Consider the following 13881-nt stretch of genomic DNA (forward strand, 5'->3'; position numbering starts at 1 on the left):
TCTTTTTAAAAATAAAAACGTATAATAAGAACAGAATTTAATGTAGGGGAGGCCTTGCCTTGTTACCTTCAATAATTATTTTGTGTTTACTGGCATCACTCGTCATAACGCCCATTGTAAGGCAAGTGGCTCTTTACTTTGATGTAACAGATAAACCAGATAAACGACGCGTGAATGTGCGACCAATTCCAAGCCTTGGTGGCTTCGCGATTTACATAAGCTTTTCAATTGGCTTGTTTTTATTACCAATTGATAAAACCTTCATATGGCCACTTTTTTTCGCTGGTACTGTGATGATGCTAACGGGCTTTATTGATGATTTATTTGAAATAAAAGCAAGATATAAACTAATCGGGCAAGTTTTAGCAGCATTTATTATTGTATTTTGGGGTGGAATTTCGATTGAATTTATTAATTTGCCTTTTGGTGGAGAAGTTCATTTTGGAGTTTTAAGTATTCCACTTACAATCATTTGGATTGTAGCGATTACAAACGCCATTAACTTGATTGATGGATTAGATGGCCTTGCTGCAGGTGTTTCTACGATCGCCCTGATTACCATTTTAGGAATGGCCTTTATTATGTCAGATCCTGTTGTCATTTCAATTTCTGCCATACTAATTGCGGCGACATTAGGCTTTTTACCATTTAATTTTAATCCTGCTAAAATTTTTATGGGGGACACGGGAGCATTATTTTTAGGATTTATTATTGCTGTATTATCTGTAATGGGATTCAAAAATATCACTTTTGTTTCGCTCGTTGTGCCTATTCTAATTTTAGGTGTTCCAATTTCTGACACTATTTTTGCAATCATTCGCCGGGCAGTTACAAAACAGCCTATCGCTATGGCGGATAAATCACATATTCATCACCAATTAATGAATTTAGGATTTACACATCGTCAAACAGTTATTTTAATTTATGCGATTTCAGCCCTATTTTCACTGTTTTCTTTTATCTTTACAATGTCAACGATTTGGGGATCAATGCTTTTAATGGCGGTTCTTCTCTTACTCGTTGAAATATTAATTGAATCGCTTGGCTTGATTGGGCAAAATTATCGCCCTATTATGAAGCTACTCCGAATTGAACAAGTACGCGAGGACGAAAATGATTCTTAATAATCAAAGCTAACCTAAAGATTTATAAAGGGTTAGCTTTTTTTGATGAAGTATTGCTCGCTTCTCTTACTTGTGATACATTATTCAATGTAAGTTAAAAGGAGAAAAGAGGAATTGAATATGGAAATTATTGCGACAGCAGAATCAGCACTGCAAGCCGAAAATTTGCTTCGCGCCGGGGTAGATACGCTCTATATTGGAAATAGTCGTTTCGGCCTCAGATTACCGACTTCTTTTTCAAATGCTGAAATCGAAGAAATCACAAAATTAGCCCATTCTTTTGGGAAAAAAAGTGATTGTTGCGGTAAATGCACTGATGCACAATGATCATGTGGAAGAGTTACCTGTTTTTTTACGTGAAATTGATGCGATGGGGGTAGACAAAATTGCGGTTGGGGATCCAGGCGTTATTTTAATGCTTGAAGAGTTAGAAATTAAGGTGCCGTTTATTTATGATGCGCAGACATTTGTAACGAGTGCCGAACAAATTGATTTTTGGGCTGGTCTAGGCGCGGTTTCAGCGGTTCTTGCACGCGAACTGACGCGGCCAGAAGTGATTCAAATTGCAAAGCGGCTTGATATCCCCGTAGAAGTACTGGTTTATGGGCCAACTTGTATTCATCAATCAAAACGTAAACTTGTTACCAACTATTATAATATTGTTGGACTACAAACAACTGCTGACAAAGCGCGAGGGCTTTATTTAAGAGAGCCAAATGACGCGGATAGTATGTTGCCAATTTATGAAGATGAAAATGGTACACATATTTTTAGTACGGAAGATATTAGTATGATGCCTTATCTTGCGGAACTTTATGATGCTGGTGTCACGACTTTTAAGCTTGACGGAATTCTGATGCACGGTGCGGATTTTGTTTCAATCGCTAAACTTTTTGTGGAAGCGAAAGAGGCGCTTATCAATCAAAACTTTGTTGCAGAGACATTTGTGAATCGTTTAGCTAAATTAGTACCAGATACACGTGAACTAGGCGCTGGTTTTTATTTGAAAAATCCAGATGAAGTGAAGTAAGGGGGACAAAATGATGAAAACGACTTTAAAAAAACCTGAGGTGCTTGCACCAGCTGGAAATTTAGAAAAGTTAAAAATTGCGATTCGCTACGGAGCGGACGCTGTATATATTGGCGGACAGGCATTTGGGCTTCGTTCGCGCGCTGGGAATTTTAGTTTTGAAGAAATGGTTGAAGGGGTCGAATTTGCGCACAGTCGCGGGGCAAAAGTTTACGTTGCGGCTAATATGGTTGCGCACGAAGGGGATACAGAAGGAGCCGGTGAATTTTTCTTAAAGCTTCGCGATATTGGTATTGATGCAGTGATTGTGTCGGATCCTGCGCTCATTCAAATTTGCTTTAGTAGCGCACCTGGACTTCCGGTTCACTTGTCTACTCAAGCTTCTGCGACGAACTACAAAACGCTTGAATTTTGGAAAAAAAGAGGGCTTGAACGTGTTGTTTTGGCGCGTGAAGTTAGTATGAAAGAAATTCGTGAAATTGGCGAAAATACAGATGTTGAGATGGAAGCTTTTATCCACGGGGCGATGTGTATTTCGTATTCGGGCAGATGTACGCTATCGAATCATATGGCGAACCGTGATGCAAACCGCGGTGGTTGTGCGCAAAGTTGTCGTTGGAAATATGATTTGTTTGAAATGGATAATGGTAGACCGCAAAATCTAGTGGATGATGAGGAAGAACCTTTTTCAATGAGTGCTGTTGATTTATCGATGATTCGCTTTATTCCGGATATGGTAGATGCGGGTGTTGATAGTTTGAAAATTGAAGGTAGGATGAAGTCTATTCATTATGTTTCAACGGTTGCGAGTATTTACCGAAAAGTGGTAGATGCTTACTGTTCTGACCCGGAAAATTTTGTGTTTGATCCAGCTTGGGAAGACGAGCTTTGGAAAGTGGCACAACGAGAGCTTTCAACAGGTTTCTTTTATAAAGAGCCGACGGAAGATGAACAACTTTTTGGTAAAACTAGAAAGATTCCGCAATATGCTTTTGCAGCACAAGTTCTTGAATATGATGAAAAAACGAAGGTGGCTACCTTACAACAACGGAATAATTTTGGTGTAGGGGATGAAATTGAGTTTTACGGGCCTAGTGATACGGGCTTTAAACAAGTAGTGCGTGAGATTTGGAATGAGGACGGGGAGTCGATTGACCGTGCACCAAATGCCATGATGACGGTAAAAATGGTTGTAGATTTACCTGTTAAGCCTTTTTATTTTATGCGCAAAAAGAAATAAATGTTAAAAAAGACACTTTTTTAAGTGTCTTTTTTAGTTTTTTTGTATATAAAATTAAAATAACTTAGTTTTTCGTAAATTTTATTTTAAAAGAAAATAGTGTTGTTTTTAGGCGAATAATACATAATATAGACACAGAAATTCGTTTTTTTTATGCTATACTAATATAGCTAAAGCGGATATGGCTTTAGTTTAAAATTCAATGGGAGGAAAAATGTGATGAAAAAGATATTAGTTGGCCTGGTGATGTTTTTATTCGTGACGGCAATTTGGGGTCACGATGTGTTTGCGAATAGCAGTAAAAGTGTGAATATTCAGAGTATTGAAAGAGCAGATTGGATTGCAAATTCTGGAATGAGTAAAGGAATTAACCACGATCGCCAAGACTTAGGGTTTATTTTACAAGCAAATACTGAATTGCGTGTTCGTCAAACAAATCCAAATTTTGATGGATCAGTAGTTGTTTATTTGCTGGGAAATGATTCTAATGTTGAAAAATCTGTAACAGTTGGTCGTGAATGGAAAACAATTCAAAGTACTGCAAATTTAGTACCTTTTGTTAATACACCATACGGAAAAGTAAATGCAACAGTAGAATATGAAGTGGTAAGTGATACAGAACAAAAATCTTTACCAATTTATAAATATCATGAAAATGAACAAAGTTTTTTGATAAATGGGATGAAAATGATGGAGATTATGCGCTTGTAAAAGGAGAAGATTTCCAGTTATTAGTTCCTAAGCGAGATAAAGCTACTCTTAAAAATATGAAAGATTTTAAGAATTTAGATGAATTAATCATTCATTATAAAAATTTGTTTAAGGCGTACAATAATACGGCTGGATTTGATGAATCAACGCCTCTTAATCGAAACTCCTCAAACCGTTATTTCTTAAAAGCAGATGCGCACGGAGCTGGAGGAGCATACTACGGCGGGAACTGGACAGCAATGACTAGTACGTCAGTGGGGAGTTGGTTAAAAGAAGGTGATTGGGGTCAGTTACATGAGATTGGCCATGGTTATCAAGCAGGTTTTGATAGTAGAGGAATGTATACGGGAGAAGTTTTTAATAACTTATATGGTGTAGAGTATCAATATAAGCTATACGGTAAACAAGCAGATGAATTAGGTTGGCTCTTTGATTATGGACGTAAAGAAAGAGTTGAAAATGGTTTATATACAAGCTTGATTGAACAAAATGGTACCTACCATTCCGTTGGTGTCCGTGAAAAACTTGTATTTTTATCATTATTACGCCAAAAAGCTGGAAATGAAGCTTTAACAAAACTTTACCAAGGATATAGAGTTGTTGCTAATCAAAGTGGTTTTAATAGAAGCGATTATTTATTACCGGATTTATTTAATCAGTACTATAGTGAAAATAGTCATTTAGACTTTACACCCGTTTTTGAAAAATGGGGAGTTCAAGTGAAGCCAAATCAAAGTGAACTTAATCGCACAAAAGGTTATCCAGCTGTTGCTTCTTTAGCACATGTAGTGCCTCAAAATAAATTAGCAGATGCAAGAAACTTGTTGGATAGTAACCTTTTAATTACTTCTAATTTTGAAATGATCACAAATGATGAAATTGCACCATTAAATTTAAAAGGTAACCTTACTATTAATTTCCAAGCAGATAAAATGTCGGAACTTTATGGAAACGAGATTCGCCTTAGAGATGGGAATAAAATTGTTCAAGAAAAAGTAATCTCAGGAAATTCCATTCAATTCTCTAATGTGCCAAATGGTGTTTACAGCATAGAGGTTGTTGGAACAAACATGAAAGATTATATTTTCGATACGAAGTATGTTTATGTAAAAGAAAAAGAAAATCAAGCTAGCCTTACTTTTTCAAAATTAAATGCTGCTTCTTTTCACAATCAAGAAATTCAACTTCTTGGTTTAGGTGATGAGCTGTTTGCTAATTTTACTGTTAGTGGTCAAAATAATACGGCAAAAGTTTCCATTCTTACGAGTTCTCCGCATTATTTCTTTGCTAACCGTAAGTATGCTGAAGTTACAGTGACAAATACGAGTAATGAAGTTGTTTACCATCAAATCCTAGAAGGTACAAATGCCCCAGTTGAAACGAAAGAATTTCCGTTTAACGAAGGCGACCGAGTAGAGATTTATCACGTCGAGCCATCAAGGTTAAAATCTAAAGAAAATATTGTAGATAACACACGCACTACAAATACTTGGGTTATGACAAAATGGGGCTTAGTGAATCAACAACTTCATAATGATGCAGAAAAAGAGTATGAAAAACAATTAAGTGACTTAGGAGACAAACTTCTTAAAGAAGATTCTTTGAAAAATGCTTCTAGCTCATTATCAGATGATAAGAAAATCTTTATAAGTAGTGTTCAGTATCTAAAAGAGCCAGTAAAATCGGAGTTCGAACAAAAATATGCGGCTCTTTTACCAGATAAATTAAAAGGTCAAGATTTCCAATATGTGTTTAAAGGATTAGGGGATCATCTTGTTACGAAAATGAATGTTTCTTTATCAAAAGGAGTAGTAACAATTGAAACGCCAGAAAATAAACCACATGTTTATTTCAACAAACCATATGCCAATATTACAATTTACAATAAATATGGTATTGAAAAATATAATCAAGATTTTGTAGGTACAACAAATTATCCTTCTAATAAAGGAGAAGTAAATATCGAGAAAGGCGATTATATTCGTGTGCATCATGAGGAAGGTGAAGCTCGTCTTAGCGTTCAAAACCGTTCCAATTATGTCTTTTTAGATAGAGCAAAAAATCTCACTTTCCAAGTTGAAAAAGATGGTTTGAAAGCAGTCGATAGTATTCCTGCTCCAATAGCGGAAACGGGCGATAATTTCCAATTCATGCTTACAGGATTAGGAGATCACCTTGTTTCAAAACTAGATATTTCACTATCAAATGGTACGGCGACAATTGTAACACCTGAAAACAAACCACATATTTATTTCAATAAAACCTATGCAGCCATTACAATCTATAATAAATATGGCGGAGAAAAATATAACCAAGATTTTGTAGGTACGACGAATTATCCTTCAAGTACAAAACAAGTTAAACTTGTGAAAGGTGACTTTATTAAAGTGTACCACGAAGAAGGCGGAAGTCATCGTCTAGCTGTTCAAAATAAAAATAATAATCTCTTTTTAGAAAAAGCTAAAACGACGATTTATCGTGTAGGCGAAAATGGTCTAGAGAAAGTAAGCTTAAGCGAAATACCTGTTCAAAGTGCAGATATTAGCCCTGACTTCTTATACACTTTTAAAGGTTTAGGAGATAATACTTTTCTTACTATGAATGTCTCATTAGAGGATATGGAAGCGAGTGTAAATATTCGTGCAGGACGCCCACATGTTTATTTCTCTAATCAATATGCGGCAATCACGATTTTAGACAAAGAAAATCATGAAAAATACAAACAATCATTTGTTGGAACAACAAATTATGGGGCGAAAGTAGATAAAGTCAAATTGGAAGTGGGAGATTTGATTAAAGTTGAACATCAAGAAGCGCAAGCAAGACTTAGCATTCAAAATCAGATGAACCATCTTTCTTTAGAAAAAAATAAAACAGTGACATATCGTGTGACTGAAAATGGCCTAGCTATAGTCCAGTAATAACAATAAACCGATGCATAAATATAATGGAAAAACATTATACGAAGCATCGGTTTTTTGTATAAAAAAAGAGCGGTACACCACTCTTTTAGAAAGTTTTAGTCGATATAACGCCACATCATCTCTCCGTTTTGCAATTCAACGGGGGTGACTTTTTGTTGTAAACGCCATTTTTTCATTTGACGTTCGATTTGACATTTCGATACATTATAAAACTGGGCCATTGAATCGGTACTTGTGACCTTTACAAGCGCCATATATTCTTCCATAGAAGGTTTTTCTTCTGGTTCCGGAAAGTGGTTGAGTAATTCTGATAAAATATGGACATAAATATCATAGCGATGCATACCAGTAATTTTTAAGCCGGCATCCTCAATATTTCGATTGAAAAAAACAACAGTAGGGTTTTCTGTAATTTCCATTTCGCGCGCCACTTTTTGGTCTCCAATGTACGACCGTTTAGCAATGTTTGAATGGAAGTCTTTTCGAAATTCTGCTAAATCAAGACCCGTTGCATTTGCTTGTTCAAAAAGAATCATTTCATTTGAAATATCTTCCCCGTTCACAAAATAAGCTTCCTGAATATGGCGTAAAAACGAAATTCCAAGGTTTTTTCCTTGAAGTTCAGCAGCTTTAACGGCAAGACAAGAAACATAAGAAAGGTGGGCAAGCTGTTGTTGTTCTTTTAATGAAAGATTTTCTTTTGAACGTCTATGCTTACTCATAAATGTTTGAAGATTATTAAAAAGAATGTATCTTAACTTAAAATAATTACCATATTCTAATTGTAAACGTCGAATATTCGCTTCCATATCGAAACAATCTTTACAAGCTGGATCGAAAAAAAGATAAATCTCAATAGGCTTGCTATTTGCAACCGACTTATAATATAAATTTTGATTAATCATTTTTTAATCACCTGATTTTCAGTTTCTGACATAGATTAAGTTGTCATCGTCTTTGTACCAGTGTGAAAATGTTTGTTACCATTTGCTGATACACTTTTTTTATCTATATTTATTTTATCAGTCACATCCAAAATTAACAAATAATTGTACCTGAGAAATAGAGCTCTAAGGAAGAAGTTTAAAAAATAGTCACATTTAACACTAGAATGTGTTAATTTATATCACTTTTTGTAGACATGTTCATAAAAACGTTCAATTTTGTTCGGTGCAGGTTGTATAGTAATTTCATTTCGTTCTAAGAAGCGGTTAAAGATTTCTTGTCCTTTTTTAAAATCGGATACTTCATATTCCACATCAAAATCAATTTTATCGCCGTAAAAATTTTTATCGAAGACTAAAAGTCCTTTTTTATACTCCACTTCAGCCCGAATGGTTTTTAGGGAACCAAAATAGTGTAAGTCTTCATAAGATACGCTTAGCGTAGCCAATTTATCTCGAATTGGCCCAGTTGGAATATTGGCGCCATCAAAAATGGCTTCAGCCTGGTCACCACCTAAATATTGTGTGGTTTCTAAAAGGCCGTCTCCTTGCGGGGTTTTAAGTGTCATTTCAAAATGGCTTCCTTTTTTTCGGATGCGAAGGGCGCTTAAGCGTGCTTTCAAGGCAAAGTCTTTTGTATCGAAATAATAATTTGTCTGCTCAAAATAATCGGTTTCTTTTAAGCGAAATAAATCGCAAAGAGACGCGTACTCATTTTCATTTAAAAGGTTACGGAACTCAATCTCTAGCTCTTCCATTGTCGTCTTCCTCTCTTTATGCTTTTCTTCTATAGTAACAAAAAATAGTGAATAGTGATAACTGTAGCATCGCGGAAAATATGGTAAAATAAAAGGGTATGAATAAAGTTCAGTCTATGAGGTGAGTTTTTTGAACCATTGGGAAGATTTTTTGGCGCCGTATAAACAGGCTGTCGATGAATTAAAGGTGAAACTGAAGGGGATGCGCGCACAGTTTCAGCTTGAAAATAACCATTCACCGATTGAGTTTGTTACGGGGCGGGTAAAACCGATTGCGAGTATTTTAGATAAAGCGAATCAAAAAAATATTGCGCTGGACCATTTGGCGGATGAGATGCAAGATATTGCGGGGCTTCGCATGATGTGCCAGTTTGTTGATGATATTGAAACGGTTGTTCATCTTCTGAGGCAAAGAAAAGATTTTCGCATTGTTGAGGAACGTGATTATATTGCGAATAAAAAGCCGAGTGGTTACCGCTCGTATCATGTTGTGATTGAGTATCCGGTCGAAACCATTAGTGGGGAAGAAAAAATTCTTGTTGAAATCCAGATTCGGACACTGGCAATGAATTTTTGGGCAACCATTGAGCATTCTGTGAACTATAAGTATCAAGGGGAATTTCCTGAGGCGATTAATACGCGGTTAAAACGTGCGGCCGAGGCGGCTTTTCAGTTAGATGAAGAGATGAGCCAAATTCGCGAAGAAATTCAAGAAGCGCAAGTTTATTTTTCAAAAAATAAGGATGTGCCTAAAAATAAAACGTTGAATCATCATGACCTACCAAAAAAATAGCGACTAGTAAAAGGAGAATGCACAGTGAAGTATGTGATTACATCAAAAGGGGATGAAAAATCCAATTTACTTAGGCTTACGATGATTGCTGCTTTTGGTGAGTATGAGATGGAGTATGACGCGCTGAGTCCAGAAATTGTAATTTCAATTGGAGGCGACGGCACACTCTTAGCTGCTTTCCATGAGTATGAGCACCGTTTGAATGAGACAGCATTTGTAGGGATTCACACAGGGCATCTTGGCTTTTATGCAGATTGGCGGCCAAATGAGGCTGAAAAGCTAGTGAAGTATATTGCAAATGGTAAATATGAAAAAGTACGTTATCCACTTTTAAAAACAACTGTATACTACGAGTTGGGGAAAAAAGAAGCGGTTTATTTAGCACTAAATGAATCCACGATAAAAAGTTCCGGGGGTCCCTTTGTTGTGGATGTGATGATTAATGAAAGTCATTTTGAACGCTTCCGCGGGGACGGACTTTGTATGTCAACGCCTAGTGGCACAACGGCTTATAATAAGTCGCTTGGCGGTGCGCTTATGCATCCGTCCGTTAAAGCGATGCAACTAACCGAAATGGCCTCTATTAATAATCGAGTTTACCGGACAATAGGTAGTCCTCTTGTCTTTCCGGAACACCACCAAGTGAAGTTAAAACCTGTGAATGATAAAGATTTTCAAATTTCGGTGGACCATTTAAGTATTTTACACCGCGATGTGCGTGAAATCATATATGAAGTGGCAGATGTAGAGATTCAATTTGCACGTTTTCGTTCGTTCCCGTTCTGGAAACGAGTGCATGATTCCTTTATTGAAGACTAGGAGGAAGAAAGGTTTTGTTTTTAGAATGGCAAGCAAGTGAACAAGAAGCTGGAATTTTACTTAGAACGTTTTTACGACACCATCATATTTCCAAACAGCTACTTGCATCTGTGAAATATAATGAAGAAGGAAAGATTGAAGTAAACGGGGTGGAACAAAACGTCCTTTATAAGGTGCAGGCGGGGGATCTAATTCGTATCCATTTTCCACCTGAAAAGGAAAACACGCGTTTAGTAGCGGAGTTTAGCCCGCTTGATATTGTGTATGAAGATGATTTTATTTTAGTTTTAAATAAAAAGGCTGGTATGGCGAGTATTCCGGCGCAATTTCATCCTAGCGGGTCTGTTGCGAATCATTTAAAGGGTTACTACGAGACAATTGGCCTTGATTCGGCGATTCATATTGTGACGCGTTTAGACCGCGAAACCTCAGGCCTGATGCTGATTGCTAAAAATCGTTTTGCACATGCACGATTAAGTAAGACTCTTCAAAAAGGACTTTTAAAAAGGCGCTATCAGGCATTTGTTGCAGGTAACTTGCTAAATGATGAAGGTTCCATTGAGGCGCCAATTGGACGTAATAGTAATATTAGCATTATGGAACGTATGGTGACGCAAGACGGGAAATATGCTAAAACAAACTATAAGCGATTAGGGAGCTACGCGGCATTTGATCATCTTCAAATTGAGCTTGAAACAGGAAGGACGCATCAAATTCGGGTTCACTTTTCATATATTGGTCACCCGCTCATTGGCGATACGATGTACGGAGGGCCAAATGAATTGTTAGCACGCCATGCCCTGCATTCGTACCATCTACACTTGGTGCATCCTTTAACCGAGGAGTATATGGAGTTTGAAATTCCTTTACCGGAAGATTTACAAGCACTTCTTTAGAAAAATGTGGAAAAATAGTTTTAAAATGATGTAAAATAGAAAATGGCAATGCAAATTGAGGAGGAATTAGTAATGAATTTAACATTAGAGGGAAAAACGTATGTGGTGATGGGTGTGGCGAATAAACGAAGTATCGCTTGGTCCATTGCAAAATCTTTAAATGATGCAGGAGCAAGCCTCGTTTTTACATATGCAGATGAACGCGCGAAAAAAAGTATTCATGAGCTTTCTGGTTCGCTTTCAGAAAAAAATCATGCTGCTCCAGTTGTTCAGTGTGATGTGACAAGTGAAGAGGGCATTCGAGCAGCTTTTGAAACCATTAAAGGGCATGCTAGTAAAATTAGTGGATTAGCGCATTGTATAGCGTTTGCTAATAAAGAATTTCTTTCTGGCGATTATTTAGAAGTTGATAGAGAAAGTTTCTTACAAGCGCATGAAATTAGTTCCTATTCATTCACGGCGGTTGCGCGAACTTTGAAACATTTAGATATGCTAACAGAAGATGCAAGCTTACTTACACTGACTTATCTTGGCGGTGAGCGCGTTGTTGAAAACTACAATATTATGGGGGTAGCGAAAGCTTCTCTTGATGCGACTGTTAAATATATGGCCATGGACCTTGGTAAAATTGGCGTACGTGTTAATGCCATTTCCGCAGGCCCTATTCGGACGTTATCAGCACGTGGTGTAAGTAGTTTTACTAAATCCCTTGCTATTGTAGAAGAAAAAGCGCCACTTAAACGCTCGACACAACCTGAGGAAGTTGGCGATACTGCATTATTCTTATTTAGCCCACTTTCAAGAGGAATTACAGGTGAATTAATTCATGTAGATAGCGGCTATCATATTATTGGATTTTAAATAATTTTGAGACCAAAACGAAAACACACTTTTCATTATGGAAAAGTGTGTTTTCGTTTGTAGAAAAACTCAAAGTTTACGCAAAATAAAACGGCGCACGCCAAAATTAGACTGCTGACAAATGGTGAGATTCTAGGCAAATCCGAGTACCGGAGCGGAGCGTACTCGAGTACGTGAGCACCGGAACGGAAGGTTTAACGACGAAGATTGCCGTTTGTCAGCAGTCTGAAACACACTTTTCATTATGGAAAAGTGTGTTTTTCAGTTTTTGGTTTCCAAATCTTTCTTAAGTCCTTTTGGCAATTGCCCTTTATGATAGTAAAAGTCACGTGGCGTTTTAGGGTAACTAGTTGGGATAGGTTGTTTATTGAAGTCAGCAATAGCGGCATCAATTTGCACCCAACCGCGCCAACTTAAATGAATGGGGTCTTCTAAATAGTAAGGAGAATCTTGATATTTTTCAAGCGACACATAGCGGAAACCGTTACGTTTCACTTGTTCTTCTGTTTTTTTATAATAATCATTAAGTCCATCTTGACTCATGCCGATAAAGCGTAACCACTCCCCATTAACAGGCGGATTAACAAATAAAACATCGGCACCAGCTTGTTTGAAGGCATCCATCACGAGCTGTAAATCATCGTATTCAGGAGAGTTTGCATAACTTAAATTCTTACGACTATCCTGAAGTTTATCTATAATAGGCGCAATTTTCTTATCAAAATATTTTTGTTTAACATGAAATGGGTTGTCGCCTGTACTTTTTTCGCCAAGCGAAGCGGCCATTTTGTCTAGCTCTTCGAAATTTAAATTTTTGGGAAGGGTTCGTACGCCCTTTTTCACTAGATGTTCTTTGGAGCCAGTGACAAATTTCGATTCGAGTTCATCTTTACGGACTAAAATCCGGTACTCTACTTCTGCTGCTGTCCGTGTTAAAAAGGAGTCGTGCGGCTTATTTGGGCCAGGAGTAGCGATATTTTCAAGCATTTTAGTAAGCGTTGAATCATTTTGAACCACTTTATAACTTAAAAGCCTTCTTGCAGCAAACCTACGCGCCGAGGTATCTTTCCCTTCCTGAAGCGCAAACGCATACGCCTGAATAGGTGAGAATGTAGCCCCAAAATGAGCATTATCAACACCCTTTGGTTGAAACCACTGCGGTGATAAAATAAAGACCACTTTTTTTCCTTTGAGCTTATCTGAAAGCATATTAATATCTAAATAATGATAAAGAGATTGCGTGCCTGGTCGTCCGATAAGAAAAGGAGTGTAGCTTGTCGCGTATTTATTCGCCATAACACTTGGGTGAAAGGGGTCGATACGTGATAATTCAGAGGAGCCGAAAATAGGCATATAGTTTTGATCCATTGCGGCTCGTTGAAGAGCTTCCCCGCCCACTACGTTTTCACTCATAGATGTGGCTGCATTTTGAATGGACTTGTTAGAAACACTGCCAAATATCGCGCTTGGTCCAAAAAGAATAAACAAGAAGACACCGCAGGCCACTAAAATGGGTCCGAATGTCATCCATAGTTTTTTTCTCATGACTGAAGGGCCTCTAGTTGTTTAATGATTAGTTCTGGCGTCGCCCATTCATCGCGTTCAAATTCGGATACAGGAACTGTAATATCAAGATTGCTTTCAATTTCTACTAAAAGTTGAACAGTCGCCATAGAGTCAAGTAGACCTTCATCAAATAAGCGAACATTCGTATTTTCTTTTACTTCTTCTGATTCTGTAATTTCTTCTAAAATATCTAAAACTTGATCACGAAAACTCAT

Annotated in this window: 12 protein-coding genes and 2 pseudogenes; 10 read left to right on the forward strand and 4 right to left on the reverse strand. The window is 37.2% G+C overall.

The window, feature by feature from the left end; genetic code table 11:
- Positions 1-59: 59 nt before the first annotated feature.
- From LFLEISCH_RS01120 to LFLEISCH_RS16320, 6 genes and pseudogenes are all read left to right on the forward strand, one after another.
- Positions 60-1124, forward strand: coding sequence for a glycosyltransferase family 4 protein (locus LFLEISCH_RS01120; RefSeq protein ID WP_007472177.1), 1065 nt, complete (start codon positions 60-62; stop codon positions 1122-1124).
- Positions 1125-1244: 120 nt separating this feature from the next.
- A pseudogene (locus LFLEISCH_RS01130) lies at positions 1245-2154 on the forward strand (peptidase U32 family protein).
- A 13-nt stretch (positions 2155-2167) separates the two neighbouring features.
- A complete protein-coding gene (locus tag LFLEISCH_RS01135) occupies positions 2168-3394 on the forward strand; it encodes a peptidase U32 family protein (RefSeq protein WP_007472182.1) in 1227 nt (408 codons plus the stop codon).
- A 219-nt stretch (positions 3395-3613) separates the two neighbouring features.
- Positions 3614-4105 carry a hypothetical protein gene (locus LFLEISCH_RS14480; RefSeq protein WP_007472184.1) on the forward strand — a complete coding sequence of 164 codons (492 nt, stop codon included), beginning with the start codon at positions 3614-3616 and terminating at the stop codon, positions 4103-4105.
- Between the two features lie 35 nt (positions 4106-4140).
- Positions 4141-5607, forward strand: a pseudogene (locus tag LFLEISCH_RS14485) (putative mucin/carbohydrate-binding domain-containing protein); the annotation flags it as partial.
- Positions 5602-7026 carry a putative mucin/carbohydrate-binding domain-containing protein gene (locus tag LFLEISCH_RS16320; RefSeq protein ID WP_338151538.1) on the forward strand — a complete coding sequence of 475 codons (1425 nt, stop codon included), beginning with the start codon at positions 5602-5604 and terminating at the stop codon, positions 7024-7026. The pseudogene LFLEISCH_RS14485 and the gene LFLEISCH_RS16320, both read left to right, overlap by 6 nt.
- 98 nt (positions 7027-7124) lie before the next feature.
- Here the strand turns inward: LFLEISCH_RS16320 and yjbH are convergent, their stop codons facing one another.
- On the reverse strand, positions 7125-7934 hold the full coding sequence (gene yjbH, locus LFLEISCH_RS01145) for a protease adaptor protein YjbH (protein WP_007472188.1): 810 nt from the start codon (positions 7932-7934) through the stop codon (positions 7125-7127).
- Positions 7935-8155: 221 nt separating this feature from the next.
- Positions 8156-8731 carry a CYTH domain-containing protein gene (locus LFLEISCH_RS01150; RefSeq protein WP_007472190.1) on the reverse strand — a complete coding sequence of 192 codons (576 nt, stop codon included), beginning with the start codon at positions 8729-8731 and terminating at the stop codon, positions 8156-8158.
- Between the two features lie 130 nt (positions 8732-8861).
- On the opposite strand from LFLEISCH_RS01150, the gene yjbM reads away from it, so the two are divergent.
- From yjbM to fabI, 4 genes are all read left to right on the forward strand, one after another.
- The gene (yjbM, locus tag LFLEISCH_RS01155) at positions 8862-9524 is read left to right on the forward strand and encodes a GTP diphosphokinase (protein ID WP_007472193.1); all 663 of its coding nucleotides are present in this window, start codon (positions 8862-8864) and stop codon (positions 9522-9524) included.
- A gap of 24 nt (positions 9525-9548) precedes the next feature.
- The gene (locus tag LFLEISCH_RS01160; RefSeq protein ID WP_007472195.1) at positions 9549-10343 is read left to right on the forward strand and encodes an NAD kinase; all 795 of its coding nucleotides are present in this window, start codon (positions 9549-9551) and stop codon (positions 10341-10343) included.
- A 14-nt stretch (positions 10344-10357) separates the two neighbouring features.
- Positions 10358-11239 (forward strand): RluA family pseudouridine synthase, encoded by an 882-nt coding sequence (locus LFLEISCH_RS01165; protein WP_007472197.1) that lies wholly within the window; start codon positions 10358-10360, stop codon positions 11237-11239.
- Positions 11240-11311: 72 nt separating this feature from the next.
- Positions 11312-12100 (forward strand): enoyl-ACP reductase FabI, encoded by a 789-nt coding sequence (gene fabI, locus LFLEISCH_RS01170; protein ID WP_007472199.1) that lies wholly within the window; start codon positions 11312-11314, stop codon positions 12098-12100.
- 261 nt (positions 12101-12361) lie between these two features.
- On the opposite strand, the gene dltD is transcribed toward fabI, so the two are convergent.
- Both dltD and dltC read right to left on the reverse strand, forming a co-directional pair.
- Positions 12362-13645: a D-alanyl-lipoteichoic acid biosynthesis protein DltD gene (gene dltD, locus LFLEISCH_RS01175; protein ID WP_007472201.1), complete on the reverse strand. Its 1284-nt coding sequence runs from the start codon at positions 13643-13645 to the stop codon at positions 12362-12364.
- Positions 13642-13881: a D-alanine--poly(phosphoribitol) ligase subunit DltC gene (gene dltC / locus LFLEISCH_RS01180; protein ID WP_007472204.1), complete on the reverse strand. Its 240-nt coding sequence runs from the start codon at positions 13879-13881 to the stop codon at positions 13642-13644. Before dltC ends, dltD begins: the two co-directional genes overlap by 4 nt.

The organism is Listeria fleischmannii subsp. fleischmannii LU2006-1, from assembly GCF_000344175.1.
Lineage (GTDB): Bacteria > Bacillota > Bacilli > Lactobacillales > Listeriaceae > Listeria > Listeria fleischmannii.